This window comes from Amycolatopsis sp. NPDC043889, from assembly GCF_056435645.1.
Map to the genome: position 1 here is coordinate 208550 of NZ_JBWKEC010000008.1, position 15657 is coordinate 224206.

General features: G+C 65.0%; 21 protein-coding genes. 15 read left to right on the top strand and 6 right to left on the bottom strand.

Annotated features, from left to right (window positions below; translation table 11 throughout):
* Nucleotides 1-569 precede the first annotated feature (569 nt).
* From AC0685_RS18215 to AC0685_RS18285, 15 genes are all read left to right on the top strand, one after another.
* Nucleotides 570-830 carry a hypothetical protein gene (locus AC0685_RS18215; protein ID WP_478226576.1) on the top strand — a complete coding sequence of 87 codons (261 nt, stop codon included), beginning with the start codon at nucleotides 570-572 and terminating at the stop codon, nucleotides 828-830.
* Nucleotides 827-1240 (top strand): DUF3846 domain-containing protein, encoded by a 414-nt coding sequence (locus AC0685_RS18220; RefSeq protein ID WP_478226577.1) that lies wholly within the window; start codon nucleotides 827-829, stop codon nucleotides 1238-1240. The genes AC0685_RS18215 and AC0685_RS18220 overlap by 4 nt, the downstream gene beginning before the upstream one ends.
* Nucleotides 1240-1662 (top strand): hypothetical protein, encoded by a 423-nt coding sequence (locus AC0685_RS18225; RefSeq protein ID WP_478226578.1) that lies wholly within the window; start codon nucleotides 1240-1242, stop codon nucleotides 1660-1662. Before AC0685_RS18220 ends, AC0685_RS18225 begins: the two co-directional genes overlap by 1 nt.
* Complete coding sequence (locus AC0685_RS18230) at nucleotides 1659-1892, top strand: hypothetical protein (protein ID WP_478226579.1); 234 nt, start codon at nucleotides 1659-1661, stop codon at nucleotides 1890-1892. The genes AC0685_RS18225 and AC0685_RS18230 overlap by 4 nt, the downstream gene beginning before the upstream one ends.
* A 175-nt stretch (nucleotides 1893-2067) precedes the next feature.
* Nucleotides 2068-2886: a hypothetical protein gene (locus AC0685_RS18235; protein ID WP_478226580.1), complete on the top strand. Its 819-nt coding sequence runs from the start codon at nucleotides 2068-2070 to the stop codon at nucleotides 2884-2886.
* Nucleotides 2883-3221, top strand: coding sequence for a hypothetical protein (locus AC0685_RS18240; protein ID WP_478226581.1), 339 nt, complete (start codon nucleotides 2883-2885; stop codon nucleotides 3219-3221). The genes AC0685_RS18235 and AC0685_RS18240 overlap by 4 nt, the downstream gene beginning before the upstream one ends.
* Before the next feature lie 142 nt (nucleotides 3222-3363).
* Nucleotides 3364-3759 (top strand): hypothetical protein, encoded by a 396-nt coding sequence (locus AC0685_RS18245; RefSeq protein WP_478226582.1) that lies wholly within the window; start codon nucleotides 3364-3366, stop codon nucleotides 3757-3759.
* A gap of 130 nt (nucleotides 3760-3889) precedes the next feature.
* Entirely contained in the window at nucleotides 3890-5107 is a 1218-nt protein-coding gene (locus AC0685_RS18250) for a helix-turn-helix domain-containing protein (protein WP_478226583.1), read from the top strand.
* 81 nt (nucleotides 5108-5188) lie between these two features.
* Nucleotides 5189-5566 carry a hypothetical protein gene (locus tag AC0685_RS18255; protein ID WP_478226584.1) on the top strand — a complete coding sequence of 126 codons (378 nt, stop codon included), beginning with the start codon at nucleotides 5189-5191 and terminating at the stop codon, nucleotides 5564-5566.
* An 84-nt stretch (nucleotides 5567-5650) separates the two neighbouring features.
* Entirely contained in the window at nucleotides 5651-6574 is a 924-nt protein-coding gene (locus tag AC0685_RS18260; protein ID WP_478226585.1) for a hypothetical protein, read from the top strand.
* Nucleotides 6575-7107: 533 nt separating this feature from the next.
* A complete protein-coding gene (locus AC0685_RS18265; protein ID WP_478226586.1) occupies nucleotides 7108-7950 on the top strand; it encodes a S1 family peptidase in 843 nt (280 codons plus the stop codon).
* A gap of 74 nt (nucleotides 7951-8024) precedes the next feature.
* On the top strand, nucleotides 8025-8351 hold the full coding sequence (locus AC0685_RS18270) for a hypothetical protein (RefSeq protein WP_478226587.1): 327 nt from the start codon (nucleotides 8025-8027) through the stop codon (nucleotides 8349-8351).
* 79 nt (nucleotides 8352-8430) lie between these two features.
* Nucleotides 8431-8757 (top strand): putative ATP-grasp-modified RiPP, encoded by a 327-nt coding sequence (gene tgmA / locus AC0685_RS18275; RefSeq protein WP_478226588.1) that lies wholly within the window; start codon nucleotides 8431-8433, stop codon nucleotides 8755-8757.
* A gap of 1 nt (nucleotide 8758) precedes the next feature.
* Nucleotides 8759-9712, top strand: a complete 954-nt coding sequence (gene tgmB / locus AC0685_RS18280) for an ATP-grasp ribosomal peptide maturase (protein ID WP_478226589.1) — start codon at nucleotides 8759-8761, stop codon at nucleotides 9710-9712.
* Nucleotides 9709-10851 (top strand): methyltransferase domain-containing protein, encoded by a 1143-nt coding sequence (locus AC0685_RS18285; RefSeq protein ID WP_478226590.1) that lies wholly within the window; start codon nucleotides 9709-9711, stop codon nucleotides 10849-10851. The genes tgmB and AC0685_RS18285 overlap by 4 nt, the downstream gene beginning before the upstream one ends.
* Nucleotides 10852-11906: 1055 nt before the next feature.
* Here the strand turns inward: AC0685_RS18285 and AC0685_RS18290 are convergent.
* The 6 genes from AC0685_RS18290 to AC0685_RS18315 all read right to left on the bottom strand — a co-directional run bounded on the left by AC0685_RS18290 (nucleotide 11907) and on the right by AC0685_RS18315 (nucleotide 15604).
* Nucleotides 11907-12878: a glycoside hydrolase family 25 protein gene (locus AC0685_RS18290; protein ID WP_478226591.1), complete on the bottom strand. Its 972-nt coding sequence runs from the start codon at nucleotides 12876-12878 to the stop codon at nucleotides 11907-11909.
* Between the two features lie 4 nt (nucleotides 12879-12882).
* Nucleotides 12883-13311, bottom strand: a complete 429-nt coding sequence (locus AC0685_RS18295) for a hypothetical protein (RefSeq protein WP_478226592.1) — start codon at nucleotides 13309-13311, stop codon at nucleotides 12883-12885.
* Between the two features lie 292 nt (nucleotides 13312-13603).
* Nucleotides 13604-14017, bottom strand: a complete 414-nt coding sequence (locus AC0685_RS18300) for a hypothetical protein (RefSeq protein WP_478226593.1) — start codon at nucleotides 14015-14017, stop codon at nucleotides 13604-13606.
* A 3-nt stretch (nucleotides 14018-14020) separates the two neighbouring features.
* Nucleotides 14021-14338, bottom strand: coding sequence for a hypothetical protein (locus AC0685_RS18305; RefSeq protein ID WP_478226594.1), 318 nt, complete (start codon nucleotides 14336-14338; stop codon nucleotides 14021-14023).
* Nucleotides 14339-14354: 16 nt separating this feature from the next.
* Entirely contained in the window at nucleotides 14355-14579 is a 225-nt protein-coding gene (locus AC0685_RS18310) for a hypothetical protein (protein ID WP_478226595.1), read from the bottom strand.
* A 17-nt stretch (nucleotides 14580-14596) separates the two neighbouring features.
* Nucleotides 14597-15604, bottom strand: coding sequence for a DUF5047 domain-containing protein (locus tag AC0685_RS18315; protein ID WP_478226596.1), 1008 nt, complete (start codon nucleotides 15602-15604; stop codon nucleotides 14597-14599).
* Nucleotides 15605-15657: the final 53 nt, after the last annotated feature.

The window sequence follows — 15657 nt, forward strand, 5'->3', positions numbered from 1 at the left end:
ATGGGTACAGGGAAATCCCATCTGTGGATCAACCGCGACAGGTCATCGAGCGATCCTCACGCCGAGCTTCGCTAAGACGTAGGTTTCGCGCCGGAGGGCCGACACGCTAGAGTGTCTTCCGTCGGATCCTGTAAATGACTCTGTCCGGGCCATTTGTGTATGGGTACGACAGGCGGCCCCCGTGCTCACGCTCGGGGGCCGTCCCCATTTCACGATCAGAGAAATTGGCCCCGCGTCCGGACATTCGGGTTGCGGTTGTTGTCCGTTTTGCGACGGCGCACCTAGGATTTAGGTGTGCCCACACGGTGGGTACAAGGCCCGGACAGCCTTCACAACCATGCTTTTCGTTGACATACCCGCATAGCCACGCTTGCCGCATCGCGCCCGCGCTACGGCCCGCGTGATTGCTGCGGGGTGCTCATCATGTGGTCGTGAGGGTCCTCGTAACCCATACACAGAACAGGACCCGGACACCTATGAATTGCACTGACAGCACGGCAATCGTCGTGCTAGCAACCGTGTTCATCGACATAGAGGGACAAACAGATACTCCCCGATTCCAGGCGTACTTGCGTGACCCGCGGGGCATCGGCGAGAACATCGAGCCGTTGTTCCCCAAGGCGATCGCCGAGCAGGTCGTGGCATGGACGAACGGGATCGCCGAGAACGACGACGATTCCCCGATCTGCGAGTGGACGACGGACGGCTACGTCCTTGTGTTCGTTCCGGAGATGCCGCATGAACCCTCTGCGGTCATCCAGCCCGACGACGACGGGCTGTACGCGTTCGGCCTCGGTTGGGCGTGGCAGGTCGAGGAGGTCGTCCAGTGAACGAACTCCATAGTCTCGTTCTCACCCCGGACGGTGAGATCGAAGAGAAGCAGTTCCCCACGTCGGGGCGCGGCCTGCTGAAGGCCCTGTACACGACAATCAACTGCAACACCATCGAGGCCGTTCGCCTCGGCCACAGTGGACAACACGCCACGATGTACGTGAACGAGGAAGGGAAGCTCGTGCAGCTCCCCATGCCCAACGAGTACGCCACCATCGTCGTGGGTGGCTTCAACCACGGCGTCTATGAGATGTACTACGGAACCGCCGTGTTCCTCGGCTGCCCGGACAGTGCAGGCAACGACACGTCACTATCCAATCTGGCAAGCACATACATCCGCTCCCTCGTGACCGAAGTCAAGCGCAAGGACGTCGACGTTCGTGATCTTCGGGGATGGGAGTGGTCCTGATGCCGGAGAAGACCAATCTGACCTCGCCCGAGCTGTTCGCGTTCGAAAGCGGCACGATGAGCCTGACCGGATCCGTTCACGACCGTGGTGATGGCCGGTGCACGGTACGCGGCAGGTTCGAAGACGCGGCGACCGTCAACGATCAGGGATTCGAAATCCGTTCCGTTCCTCGGCAGCAGCTCGCTGGCCTGTTCCGTTCGTTCGCGGACAACATCGCGCCCGTCCAGCATGGCTCGTACAGCTTCTGGTGCGACCAGCACGTGACCGACCTGGAGGGCGAGCCTGTCTTCGTCTTCGCCGAAGACAGTGAGACATGGACGGTCACCCTGGACCGGATGAAATGCCCCTACTCCAACGAGAAACAGCAGTGCCGCCCGGCATGGTGCATGGGCTCAGTCGCCCTGGGCGGGGGCGACCGATGAGTCAGGTCTCGATCCCTGCCGAATCCTGCGAGATCGAATCCCACTTCTGGGACACGAAAAGACCCTGTGGCAAGGAGGCCGCCTACTTCGTCACGTACTTCAACAACGGCGACGGCGGGCGGCGCAGCTGTCGGTCACACCTGCACGCCGCCGTTGTCGAAGTGCTGGGTGACCCGGAGACGAGCAAGCGTGTGCACGCCACGGTGACCAGGCTCCGCAAGCAGTCCTGATCCGTTCCGCGTGGATTCCGCCGTCTGCCTCTCTTTGGGGAGGCAGACGTGCGGTGTCCACAGGGGACTGTGGACGGCCCGGACAAGTCACGAAAGGAATCACATGCATCCGGCACTACCCCCCGCGCTAGCGGCGCGGCCCGTCGACCCGCAGAGGCGACTGCCCATCCCATGGATGAACGAGCACGAGGACGGAGACGGCTACGTACACGTGGACTTCACCCTCGTCAGCGACGTGAGGGCAATCGAAAGCGCCCAAAGCGGACTGTGTGGCCTCTGCGCCAACGAACTCGATCAGGAGGTCGCGTTCCTCGGTGGCCCGCAGTCGATGTTCCTGCGCACCTACGGCGATCCGCCCATGCACGAGGACTGCGCGATCGCGGCACTGTCGCTCTGCCCGCACCTCGCGATACAGCGGCACAACCGGCCGCCTCAGGACGGCAAGTTCCGCAAAGTCCTGTATGGCCCCAAATTCTGGACCGACCGGAAGCCGGACCAATGGTTCCTCGGCATCACCCGCGACTTCCGGCTCTTCCAGATCAACGGCTATCCGGTGTTCCTGGCGTTCCCGTTCGATCGCGTCCGGACCTTCGGATACGACGAACAAGGCCATTTGACCGAGCAGTGGGCAGAGCAAGCACCAGGGGAAGGCAGCGGCATGAACGAGGTTCGGCGGTCGATTGGTGAAACCCGCATGGCGGACGCGGACCCCAATGTGATCAGGGACCAGCTTGGCGCAGCGCTGCGCGCTGAAATCTCCGCACGCAACCTCATCGGCATGGAGGACGGACTGATGTTCCTCTTCGGTCCCGCCAGCACCAAGTTCCGCAAGATCATCATCAAGCTGAACGGGCGCGATCTCTACGAAGTCGAGGTCGGCTACGTCTCGCGGAGCACCTGGCAGTGGACGGTCGTCGCGCAAGAGTCCGATGTGGATGTCGAAGCTCTGCGGGACAGCGTCCGGAGGCTCGCCGCGAAAGGAATGGACGCGTGACCGCCCGAGCCTGCCAGGGCGGCTCGGGCGAGCCTAATCCGATCATGACCGCGCTCCGGCTGGCAGACCTGCCGCTGATCGAGGACTGCGTGACGGGTCTAGCCGACCACGAGTTGAAGGTTCTGGCGGCCATCTTGGACAACGTCGTCGTCCGGGTCCGGGCCGAACAGGACGCGCGACGGCGAGGCCGGTCCGTCTACGGCCTCGCCCGCCTCGGCGCCCGAACCTCATGCGTGTTCTGCCGAGGGGTGTACGTGGTCGACGTCGTACCAGGCCACCTCCTGCTCAACCACAGCCGAGAGCTGCGGAGGTGGTGGACCATCCAGGCCGTCTAGACGCGGCTTCTCATGAAGGAACCCCCGGTGCCGACGTGCGGCATCGGGGGTTCCTGCTGTTCAGACTTGGTAGGCGGCGAAGCTCTGAGCCGGAACAGTGTCTCGAACGACTTGCGCAACGCGGTTGACCAAGCCTCGAACGATGAGCGACGGTGACAGGGTGTACACAAACGAGACTGGTGTCCGGTTCCTCGCCGTCTCGCCAACCGGCGAGATCATCGAGAGTTCGGTCCCACCAGACCGGCTGGTCATGAGTATCCGTGGCGCTATCGGCTGCACCGAGTTGTTGTCGCTTCACCTGGACACTGACCTGGAAATGTACGTCTGCCAAGGCGGCGCCGTGGAGCACAGCCACGATACGAACCTGTTCGCGGCCGTGGTGCTCACAGCCCATTGGGGTCGTGCCCCGCAGGCGTACTTGGGGACCGCCGTGTTCGTCGGAGGTCGTGACGAGGCCAGCAACCACCAATCACTCACAGACACCACTGCGCAGTTCGTTCGAGACATGATCGGATGGACAACAACACGTCGCCGGTGACCTGGGCCACGCACATGTAACGGCTGGAGGTCAGCGTGACGGTAGCCTGGTACTACCTCCTCGCCGAGGTAGCCCCAGACGGACGGGCTGGGGTGGCGATGGGGTACCGAGAGCACTTTGGCGAGTGAGGGTGGTGATCCCCGTGGACCACGGCAATGAGATCCCAATCGGGCAGCGTATCCGTGAGATCCGCCGGTACCGTGGCCTCGGCCTGCGTGCGGCTGCCGAGCTATCTGGCATCTCGTATGGTCACCTCGGCAAAATCGAGCGAGGCGAGAAAGCGGTCGACAGCCGGAGGATGCTCGAAGACATTGCCCGGACCCTCCGGATACATCCAGCGGAGTTGGCCGGCGGACCGTTTATCCCGGTCGACGCCTCAAGCAACACCGCGCATGCCTCTCTTGAGGCCATCGAAGTCACGCTCACTGAGTGGTTGCCCGGCGAGGTGCCAGACGATCGCCCTGCGCGCCCGTGGCATGTCGCTTGCAGCGACTTCAACAGGTTGGTCCACGAGCTACGACCGACTTCCGATTACGCTGAGATGGGGACACTAGTCCCTGACCTCATGCACGACTTCCTGATCTACTCGGCAGATCCTCGGCGTCGCGCCGAGGCGCTTAAAGCGCTGATCAGCACTTATCAAGCCACGGGCCGAGTGACCTCGGCTCTGGGGGCCGCCCATCTCGGTTACCTTGCCGCGGAGCGCGTGATGGTGGCGGCCGAACTCCTCGACGACCCGGAATGGCGTGGCGTCGCCGCCTGGACCAGGGCTCAGTACATCTCGTCGCTGACACGTCGTCGTCAGTACGACCTGGCAGTCAAGGCGGCTGAGCTGGAGGACACGCGCCTGGAATCCCGCGGGATGGCGCACCTTACGGCCGCCCTCGCAGCAGCAGCCCAAGGCGACAAGGAGCGCGCCGATACCCACCTTGACGAAGCCAGCGACATGGCTGACGCGCTAGATCTAGCGAACAGCGACTGGGGCGCCGGAACTATGAACTTCGGCCGAACCAATGTGGGGATCTGGCGGGTTGCAATTGGCGTCGAGCTGGGCGCGGGTGCGGGAATCGCAGAGGTTGCGCGCGGAGTGGAGTGGCAAGCCATTCCGGTCTCCCGACAGGGTGCCTATTGGATGGAACTTGGTCGCGGACTTCTCCAGGATAAGCGCACGCGCGTAGAGGGCATGCAGGCAATCTTGCAGGCAGAGGAGTTGACGCCCCAGCAGGTCCGGAGCAATCCCTTCGTCCGCGATGCCGTCTCTTCCATGCTGACCGTCGCCCGCCGGGATGCTGGAGGGCTTGACCTGCGTGGCCTCGCCTATCGCATGGGAGTTGCACCGATCGGGTGAAAGTGGCGGGGTGTGTCCACCCGGACACACCCTGACCAGATCCACTTCTAACGTCAGACCTCCCATACAGGAGGTAAGACGATGGCCACGCTAAGCAGCGAGATCTGGACACCCCGGGAATCCCGGCCGGTCCTAATCGCCCCTAGCGGCGTGGTCATTGGCACCGCACCTGATGCGCCGACGACCCGAGACGCATTGGCCCTATTGGCAATGGCGAAATTGGGATTTCGGTTTTCTGGTGCAGTAAACGATGATCGCGAACTATATTTTCAACGACACAGTGGTGCGTTCGTGGATCTCGTGGGCCTGCGAACAGAACCCATGGCGACCTCGATCGCGATGCGCTACACCCGCGAGGGATTCCCATGGCCGAAGGGGCAAGAACCGCCCCCTGAAATGACTGTCGTTGATCTTCTTTTCGACACCATTCTCCAGATTGCGGAATGGCCTCTCTCCTAACTGGACTGCGACCGGGGACCCGGTGACCCCGAACCTGGGTTCTCGGTCGCTTCATCTTGCGCGAAGTGGCACGGGAGGATTTATGTGCACGAAACAGGATTCTGGTGTCGTGTGATGGGACGGCTTCGCTGGGAGGAGTTGCCGCCATACGTCCACCAAGAGGTGGAGAACCAGGTCGGCGGCACGGTGATACGAGTCGAGGACCGAGCGGGACACGGAACGGCCGACTTCTCCGGCACCGTGTTCACTCAGGTTGGAGCGGTCTTTGTGAAAGCCGTCTTGCAGGACAGTCACAGCCAAACGCGCGCCCGCATGGAAGAACTCAGGTTGAACAAACTTCTTCCCCGGGTTGCACCGCAATTGCTCTGGCGCACTCTTAATACTGAGTGGGCGCTGACCGGGTACGAGCATGTGGACGGCCGCCCCGCCCGGCTTGCGCCGGGATCTGGCGATATCTATCCCCTTGTGCTGCTGTTGGCCGAGCTTGCCGTGCGCGAGGTCCCTGGTAGCAGTTACTTCGACAGTCTCGGAGCGCGATGGTCTCGGGAGGCTCCGTGGCGGACGTTAGCGGGTCTTCGACACAAGATGAGAAGCACTTGGGAACGTCAGCGTATCGACGTGTTCGCCGATGCGGAGATGTACATCTTCGATGTGTTGTCCGCTGGCACTAGTATCGCGAACGCGGACGTCGGTGAGTCGTCTGTCCTGATAGGACGAGGTGGCCCGCGGATTGTCGGTTGGACATGGGCGACCCGAGCGCCGGCATGGGTCGACTCAGCGGTGCTGGCGGTGCGCCTGGTGGAAGCCGGACACGCGCCTGAGCAGGCCGAGAGCTGGGTTGCGAATGTGCCCGCGTGGAAGGAAGCGTCCACCACGGCCTTGGACGCGTTCTCTGCTGCGTTGCTGGGTTTGTGGACGTTGAACAGCCAGTACCCGTCGTTGATCGACGCTGCACGTCGGTATGCCGCGTACCGCCTGGACGGTGGCGCACACCCGATTCGCGCCTAGGCCGGGCAATGACTAGGGGGTTTGATCAGGATGCGTTCATTACCTTCGCCGTGTTCTTCTTCCCGGCACTCGGCGCGCTTGTCTCGCTTGTCGGCGCCGGGTTCATCGCGCACAGGGCATTGCGCAGGATTCACGAAGTTCGCGAAGACACCAAGCATTGGCGGGACGAAGCTTTCGACATGTGGCACGAGATGTGCGCACTGGGGACCGAGGCCACACAGCAGATGCCAAGGGTCAGGGGCGACCTCGGGAAGCCGTTAGAGATCGCCGACCAGTTCCCGGATCGGATACAAGTCAAACCAGAGAAGGCGCTCAGGACCGGCCGACACCACCTGCGCCCAAGCTCGCAAGGTCTTTTCCGCGGCCAACTCCCTCAACACAGGACTGACCGGGTTTCGATCCGATCATCTAAGCCTCCGGCACAGCCAGACCCGCCGGAGTTCTGTTAACACATAAGAGAAAGAGAACTGTTGAGAATCAAACTCCTAGCCGCCGCAACCGGTCTCGCACTTACCGCTACGGCGGGTGCGAGCGTGGCGAGCGCGGACGTCCAGCCGAACCTCGTGGGCGGGCACCCCGCCACGTCCCCCACGCCGTGGATGGCGTCGCTCCAGTACACCGCCCCGGACTACGGAATCACTGAACCGCGCCACACCTGCGGAGGTGCCCTGGTCTTCCGGAACTGGATCGTCACGAACGCGCACTGCGTCACCGACCCGCCCGCCGGAGCGGCCAAAGCCAGCGGGAACAAGCATTTCCTCAACGGCGGGCTACCCATCCCCACCAGCGCCAAGCGCTTCTCCGTGCGCGTCGGCTCCCACGACCGTACCCAAGGCGGCGAGACCGCCGTGGTCACGCGGATCGTGGTGAACCCAGGCTGGGATTGGAACGCTCCGGGTGGCCCCAAGTGCAAGGGCGCGAAACCGCAGCCTGAGCCCGAGGTGTGCGACATGGCCGCGTTGCAGCTCGATCATCTCGTGAGCCTCCAGCCGATCCAGCTCGCGCCGCGCGAGGCACAGCCGGGCGACCGCGTGGAGCTCTTCGGCTGGGGCGACGACACGCCGGACCCCGTGCCCACCATTCCGACGCAGTTGCAGCGGCTCTCCACCAAGGTGGTCCCGCCCGCCCGGTGCGCGGAAGCCAAGCAGTCCGCCGGTGAGATCTGCACTGGCAACCCGAACGGCACGGACGGCCCCGGTGCCGGCGATTCCGGCGGCCCTGCTGTGAAGTACGTGCGTGGCGTGCCTCAGCTGGTGGGTGGTGCCAGCCGCGCGGGCTCGCCGTACCCGGGTGCGGCTCCGACCGTCTACACGAGTTCGCCGTACTTCCGTAGCTGGATCTACGACACGGCTCGCGGTCTGCCTGCGGGCGCATAGTGCAACTTGCGCCGCATCCGGCTGGCAGCCGGGTGCGGCGCATCCCTAGCCGGGGCCCGAGAACGGAGGACGAGATGGACGAACGACCCGCCCTGAGGATGCTCCCCGGCGGTACCGTCGCGACGAGCGCCGAAGCTGATCCTCTATTCCTCGGCAACTCGATTGCCGTGACACTCAGCGGATTCTCGGCTGATCTCCTTGAACGTCACCGACGCCGGAGCGACCGGCCCGACGAGATCGTTTCCGCGCTCTACGAGGTCCTCGACGCCGTCAGACCGGCCGCCCTAGACGGTGAGCGCCAGAGACAGGCATTCGTCCACCAGATGGCCGGGACGACCGCGGTCATCGTCAGCGTGGTCCTCCCACCAGCTCGACACCTGACCTCATCACCGCACGAGTGAGAAAAGTTCCGCGCCGACGTGCTACAGCAATCGGCCGGTTGTAATGAGTAATCAATCCACAGAACTGGAGATGATCATCGTGACCACAACGCTGGACGTCACAGGCTTCTCGGACGATCCCATGGCGTCGCACAGCCCACGGTTCCCGCTGTCGCGAGGCTCGGTCGCCTCGGAACCCGATGAGGCTCCGTCCCCGGCGGGCATCCGCCCGTGGAACCTCCGGCGGATGACCGAGATCGAGTTCCACGGGACGCCCAGCCCGGTCAGCAGTTACGACCCCGTACGTCAGATCCGTGTCGACGGCGAAGGCCGACCGCTGATCGAGATGGGACCGCCGACCGCGCCCACCACAGGCAGCACGGACGGTTCCGAAGGGGACCCGTCCGAGGACTACCACAACGACTGACATGTCCATACTCATCTTGGCCGAAGAGCGGGACCCGAGCGCCGACTCGATGGTGCTCGCCCTCCACGACCGCGGAGCCGAGGTGTACAGGTTGAACACCGCCTGGTTCCCCGCGCAGCTGAGCATCTCCGCTCGGCTGCGCGGGGGCCGCTGGACCGGCAACCTGCGCACCGACCACCACACGGTCGACCTGGAGGGAATTCAGGCGATCTGGTACCGCTCGCCGAAGGCATACCGTTTCCCTGCCGCGCTCAACACCGCCGAGCGCGAGCACGCGAACATCGAAGCCAAGTACGGGATCGGCGGCGTGCTGATGTCGCTTGAGGCGTTGTGGGTCAACCACCCGGCGCGTCTGGCCGACTCCGGCTACAAGCCGTACCAGCTCGCGGTCGCGGCGCGCTGCGGCTTGCAGGTTGCCGACACACTGATCACCAACGACCCGGAGTCCGTCCTTCGCTTCGCGGACGACGGGAAGACAGTCAACAAGATGCTCGGCGCGGTCTCGATCGTGGAGGGCGGCGTGCGGCGGTTCGCGCACACCCGCGTCATGGACACAGCCGACCTATCGGATTTGGCTGGTGTCGAGGTCACCGCGCACCAATTCCAGCGGTGGGTGCCGAAGGCACACGAGGCGCGGATGGTCGTCATCGGCGAGCACGTCACGACCGCTGCGATCTACTCGCACACCGAGTCCGCCTACGTCGACTGGCGCACCGGATACGGCAGCAACACCTACGAGCTGGTCACGCCACCGGCCGAGGTCGTGGAAGGCGTCCGCCGCCTGATGACGGAGATGGGCTTGGTCTACGGCGCTCTCGACTTCGTGATCGGCCCGGACGGCACGTGGACGCTCCTGGAGATCAACGCGGGTGGACAGTACGGGTGGATCGAGAATGAGACCGGTGCACCGTTGACTGACCACCTCGCCGACTTGCTCATGAAAGGGCCTCGATGACGACCGCATCGGACTGGACCACACACGCCCGAGGGCTCGCTGACCTGATGCGGGAACGCGGCGATATCAAGACGCCGGAGTGGCACGCCGCAGTGGCGGAAGTTGCTCGCCACCTGTTCGTGCCGCGCGTGTACGAACAGGACAACACGGGTCAGTGGACGAGCTGGGAGACCACCGATCGCTGGGACCGTGTCTACGCGCCCCGAACGTTAGTCACGGCGCTGGACAGTCGTCGCGGCTTTCCCGAGCCTGCGTCGTCGAGCACGAATCCTGAGCTGATGGTCCGGATGCTCGAATTGCTCGACTTCCACGACGGTCACCGCGTCTTGGAGATCGGCACCGGCACGGGGTACAACGCCGCTCTGCTGTCCCATCGCCTCGGTGATGACCAGGTTTTCTCCGTCGACATAGAGCCGGAGTTGGTCGCGCTTGCTGGCGAGCGGTTGAGCCGTGCCGGGTTTCGGCCCACGCTCGCCGCTGTCGACGGTCAGGGTGGTTTCCCGCAGCACGCGCCCTACGACCGGATGATCGCAACGTGCGCTGTCCCGGCGGTCCCCGCCTCGTGGGCTGAGCAACTGGCACCCGGTGGCGCGGTCCTCGTTGACCTGAAGCTCGCGATCAGCGCCGGGAACCTCGTTCACCTCCACCTCAAGGACGGCGGCATCCTGGAGGGCCGTTTCGCACCCAGGTGGGCATCGTTCATGGCGATGCGACACGAAGACGACGAGATCGTCTCCGTGCCCCGGGTCGAGGAGATCGACGGCGAACGGTCCTTCGCCACGGCCGCTCCGGTCCCGCCCTGGAGCTCGCCGGTGATCTGGTTCCTCGCACAACTCAGCGGTCTACCCCGGCATGTGCAGTTCGGCGTGGTGCTCGATCGCGAAACGCGACAACCTCACGCAGCCACACTGGCCGCGCCGGACGGCTCGTGGACCCGCATCGACCTCGCGGAGCGCACGGTGACCGAAGGCGGGAAGACCTCGCTGTGGCAGCCGATCGAACGGGCCTACCAATTGTGGTTCCACACTGACCAACCCGACTGGCAACGGCTAGGCCTGACCGTCGACAAGGACGGCCAGAACACGGTGTGGCTGGACGACCCCGAGGGCAAACATCGCTGGACGATCACCAGCACCTGACTCCGCCAACGTACGGCGAAAACCGGCTCGATCCGGCGCGGGATCGAGCGGATCTAAGAAACCCGACACCCTGGCTCGGACGTATCGAGAACCATGGAGCGGCAGTTGTGACGCCGAAGAAGGGGGAAGACCGTTGGACGGGCAGAGATCTTACCTGAGATCTCGATCTCGCCGCCGTAGTTCGGCCTCGATGCGCCTTGCTTCGGTGTCTTGGTCGACCGTTGGGGAGGAGGCCGCCGTGCTGGCAGCCCTGCGCGGGGATCGGGTTGACGAGGATTGGTTGGGGAAAGTCTTGCGCGGCGAGGAAATCGGAGGCTACATCCCCCGTGGCCATCCGAACTCGCTGAAGGTCTGGGAGGCAGTGGAGTACTACTCACGGGGCTAGACCCTGCGGGACGTTGGAGTTGCGGTCAACTGGGACTCCTGCACCAGTATTCCACTGGTTCAAGCAGGCGGGCGTTCCGAGACGGCCCGGATGGGGTGGCCCGTCGCCTACCGGTTCCCGATGAGCAGCGCTCGGTCCTGGAAGCTCGCCTGGCCCTAGTGAATGAGCTAGGCAATTAGGTGTCCGGCGGGGGTCGTCGTCTCGACGATGTGCCCCTCGACCGCTCCCGCCGGGCTTGACATCCCTCGTGTTGGTCATGTTCCGCGAGGGATGGCGGGGTGGTGGTAAGCATGGTCCCCGCGCCAGCCGATACCCAGTCGGCGGACGCGGGGTCTATGTCCACAGTAGATAGACGTCGTCAAGTTATAGGGATATTAGATAGACGTGGCCCGAGATTCACGACGCGCACAACGCGACGCAGTACGCGACGGCGCGAAGCCTCTGCCGAAGCGATGCGCACACAGCAACCAGGAAACCGCGTGGCTTGCACGTGCGGGCGGGCATTGGGACAAGACGACATGCACGGACTGCGGAGATCTCATTGACCTGACATGGGTTTCCGCGCAGCCGTTGTGACGATCCATTCCTTTTCCAGGTAACGACAAAGAACGCCCGCGCGTGTCACCTGGACCAGGTGACACGCGCGGGCGTTGTATCGCGGGGTCGTGGATCAGCGTTTCTTGGTCAGGGTTTCCACACAGAGGCCGTACGGGAACTCGGATTTGACGAAGACGGTGAACTGGTCCACTCCGGACGGCGCTTCGATGGAGGGGCGGGCGGCGTCGTGGGCGACGTTGGTCCAGGTTTTGTCGACCGGGTATCCGGCTTTGGTGCCGCTGGAGATTGCCATGAGCCGGACGGATTCGGCCGCGCCGATGGCGGTCTTGAACGACAGCCAGGCCCGGTCCACGACGGCGCTGACGGACCCGACGGGGATCGGGAGAACGTGGCATCGTTCGCGTAGTTTGCCGTTGCTGTCGCGACCGGTGCCGTCGAAGGTGTACGGGATGGCGGGCATGTCGTCCTCCTCGGACAGTGACGGGCTGGTGGTGTCGAGCCGGAGCGCGGCGAGGTCGTCTGTCCAGTTCAGATCGACGTCTCCGGTGATCCCGGCGATCCGGCCGACGCTGGTGTACTGGTGCAGGTCGACGCGTCCCCGGTAGTGGGTGATGGCGTTGCGGCGTCCGTTGTTCGGCCCGTATTCCGCGCACCAGGTGCGGTCCCAGAGGTACGGCCAGCTGTCCGGTTTGAGGGACGCGAGCCACGATCCGGAGGCGTAGAGGACGACGACCGGGTACGCCTCGTGGACGGTCTCCAGGAACCGCCTGGCGAAGCCAGCTCGGGCGGCGACGGGGATATCGCCGGACTCGAGGTCGAGCGCGGGCGCGAGCTGCCCGCCCAGGCGCCGGTACTGGGCGAGGAAGGTACGGGCCTGGGCTACGGGGTCTCCGGCCTGGGCGAAGTGGTAGCCGCCGTGCGGGATGCCGTGGTTTCGGCACCCGGTCACGTAGGTGTCGGCTGGGACCTGGGCGCCGCCGGTGCCGTCGCTGTATTTGATGTAGGCGCCTGACACCGCCCCGGACAGGGCTTTCCAGTCGGTGACGCGGTTCCAGCGCTGGTAGAGGTCGACCAGGAGGGGCACGGTGTCACTTCCCTGGGTTGGCGCAGTCGCGCGGGGCGTAGGCGGTGCTGATGTAGCGGCGGAACTGCTCGATCTGCTCGGTCCGCTCGGGCGTCTGGTTCTCCGGGTTCTTGGTGACTTGGTCGAGGACGTAGGTCCACAGGGACACCGACACCGCGCGGGCGGCATTCCCGGCGTCGCATGAGGAGACCTGCGCTCGTCGGTTCTGCTCGGCCAGTGAGGTGGCTTGGGCCGCTTCGACGGCGACGACCGCGACGACGACCGAAAGAACGACGTCGAGGAGCAGGGACACGGCGAGGCCGACGATCCAGGCCCGGTCGCGTTTGCTGCGCTGGTTCAGGGCGGCTATGTCGGTGCGGAGTCCGGCCATGGTGTCTTCCAGGCTGGCGGCGGCCCGCAGCGTTTCGCTTCGGTCGGGGTCAGGCGTCGTCATCGGGATATGCCTCTCGGAGCATGGTCGACATTCGGTTCACGACGGCGTCCAGCTCGGTCAGGATCTGATCGGCCCGTGTGGCTAGTGCGGTCACGTCGTTGTCCTGAGTGGCTGGTCGGCCTGTCTGGCGCCGGCGCTCCGGGTGGCGGCCTGTCCACGGGATTCTCATCGACCTTCTCCTTCGGAGCTGGTGGACAGGAGCTTGCGGGTCATCTCGTCCATGACCTCATGCAGTTCATCCAGGAGTTCGGCGGCGCGGCTGGTCAGGACTTCGACTTGGTCTTCGCTGTACTCAGGTGGTGTGTCGCCGCGGTTGACGGGCGGCGGATCGGGCCGGTGGCGCCGGAAGAGGCTCACGGTGGTCTCCCGTCCTGGCGATCTCGTGCAGAAGCGGCACCATCTGCTGGAGTTGTTGGATCTCGTGCAGAAGCGGCATCAGCGCTTTGGTAGTGGTGATGAAGTCGCTCACCACCGGCAGAAGGCGGTCTTGAAGGACTTGGGCCATGGCGTCCCGTTGCGCCTCGGCACGGTCCTTTTCGGCTATGGCTCTCTGCTTTTCCTCGGTCAACCGGTCGACGCTCGGGCGGGTCCAGAGCCAGCCGGTGAGCAGCGAGACGACGAGCAGGCCCAAGACACCGAAGTTCAGGTAGGCCGTCGGGTCGAATTGCGCCTGTGCCAGGGTTTCCGCCGTCGCGTGCGCGGCCATGGGCTAGGACGCCGGGATCGGCGGGGCGCCCGCGATGGTGTCCCAGACGCTGTTGACCGTGTATTGGATATCGGAGTCGCTGGAGGCGAGGGTGATCACGGGGTTGGTCGCCACGGCCCACGCGAACCGGCTGCCGTAGTCGAGGGGGTTGGCGAAGACGTTGGTCGCCAGCGCGCGGCGGAGCTGGGTCCGGTTGGGGAAGTTCGGGTCCTCGGCTTCGCTGCCGACGGCTACGGCCGCAATGGACACGGCCGCGAGGACTCGGCGGGTGAATGCGGGGAACGCGGCGATTTCGGCGCTCTCGGCGAGGGTAGTGGCCATGGCTTGCTCGTCCTTCCTATGCGGTCTTCCCGAGCACCAGCCATGCGCCGGGCACTGTGGCGTCGATGTGCACGACGTCCCCGGCGGTCGGGGTGTAGCTGGCGAGCCGGGGAAGTTCAAGGGATCCGCCTTGGACGGACACGATGACCCGGTTGCCGGACATTCCCGTGACGGTGCCGACTTTCCTGCGGGCGGTCAGGGCCTCGTCCACGACGCGGGCGACGGCCTCGGCGATGTTCAACGGCCGGTCCTCCTCGGTCAGGTCTCGGCGGGCAGCTCGTCCGAGCGGGTGGTGATGGACTGCGTGCCGTCCGGGGTGAGCGGGATGGAGAGTTTGTCGATGATGTGGCGGGTTTCCCCGGTCTCCGGGTCGAGCGAGAGCAGGACGTCTCCGCCGTCGAGGGCCGGGTTCACCAGGGCTTCGATCTCGACCTGTGCGCCGAGGCCGCGCGTGCGGGCGAGCAGGGCGTCCGCTGTGGCCTGGCATTGCGCCGTGGTGGTCAGCAGTTCCGAGGTGTAGAAGCGGTTCTTCTTCCCGAACGGCCCGCCGTAATGAGCTGGGCTCGTGGTGTCGGTCGCGGTGGCGTAGACCGCGGGCACGCCGTCGCTGCGCTGCCCGGACGCGACGACACGGTTGTAGACCTGCTCGCGGCTGCGTTTGTCCTTGGCGGTGAGCAGGCTTCCCCTGTTCCCGGTCCGGATTGTCCAGACGGGGCTTCGGGACAGTGTCGGTTGTGGCCGGATGACCAGGCGCCCGAGCGGGTCGAAGAACGTCTCGGCCGCAAGGAAATCGGAGAGCTTTTCGACGGCGTCCCAGCGCTCGCGTTCGATGACGATGACCGACGCGACCGCGCTGGACCCGGTCTCGTCGACGACGTCGAGCTGCGGGCCGAGGGTGGCCTTGACCAGGCGCGTGATCTCGCTGACGGCGGGGGCGTTGGCGATGGTCTGCGCGGGCACGTCGAGCCGGTCTTCGGCGACCCGCTGGGACGGGTCGGCGACCTTGACGGCGATATCGCCGGAGCCGGTCACCGGCCTGGTGCGGGAGGTCTCGTCCAGGTGGCCGGTCATGAGCGGGATCCACTCGGTGGCGCCGCTGGGCAGGACGATGCCGTAGTCCACCTGGCACGTCGATCCGTACGGGGCGAGCAGGTCTGTCGGCGAGCGCGGCCACCAGCGCGGATCGGCCTGGAGGCTGGCAGTGCGGCGGACCTTGCTGGTGGCGTCCACCTCGACCGAGCCGCCGGAGATCGGCAGTGTCAGCACCCCGTAGGACGGACTAGACACAATGGCCCGAGCTCGCATGGAATGCGACTGCG

What these genes read in the sequence shown, in the direction of transcription:
- AC0685_RS18285 (WP_478226590.1), top strand. Translation starts at nt 9,709, where the DNA reads ATGACGACCGCATCGGACTGGACCACACACGCCCGAGGGCTCGCTGAC.
- AC0685_RS18300 (WP_478226593.1), bottom strand. Translation starts at nt 14,017, where the DNA reads ATGGCCGCGCACGCGACGGCGGAAACCCTGGCACAGGCGCAATTCGAC.
- AC0685_RS18270 (WP_478226587.1), top strand. Translation starts at nt 8,025, where the DNA reads ATGGACGAACGACCCGCCCTGAGGATGCTCCCCGGCGGTACCGTCGCG.
- AC0685_RS18295 (WP_478226592.1), bottom strand. Translation starts at nt 13,311, where the DNA reads ATGACGACGCCTGACCCCGACCGAAGCGAAACGCTGCGGGCCGCCGCC.
- AC0685_RS18230 (WP_478226579.1), top strand. Translation starts at nt 1,659, where the DNA reads ATGAGTCAGGTCTCGATCCCTGCCGAATCCTGCGAGATCGAATCCCAC.
- AC0685_RS18245 (WP_478226582.1), top strand. Translation starts at nt 3,364, where the DNA reads ATGAGCGACGGTGACAGGGTGTACACAAACGAGACTGGTGTCCGGTTC.
- AC0685_RS18305 (WP_478226594.1), bottom strand. Translation starts at nt 14,338, where the DNA reads ATGGCCACTACCCTCGCCGAGAGCGCCGAAATCGCCGCGTTCCCCGCA.
- AC0685_RS18225 (WP_478226578.1), top strand. Translation starts at nt 1,240, where the DNA reads ATGCCGGAGAAGACCAATCTGACCTCGCCCGAGCTGTTCGCGTTCGAA.
- tgmB (WP_478226589.1), top strand. Translation starts at nt 8,759, where the DNA reads ATGTCCATACTCATCTTGGCCGAAGAGCGGGACCCGAGCGCCGACTCG.
- AC0685_RS18235 (WP_478226580.1), top strand. Translation starts at nt 2,068, where the DNA reads ATGAACGAGCACGAGGACGGAGACGGCTACGTACACGTGGACTTCACC.
- AC0685_RS18255 (WP_478226584.1), top strand. Translation starts at nt 5,189, where the DNA reads ATGGCCACGCTAAGCAGCGAGATCTGGACACCCCGGGAATCCCGGCCG.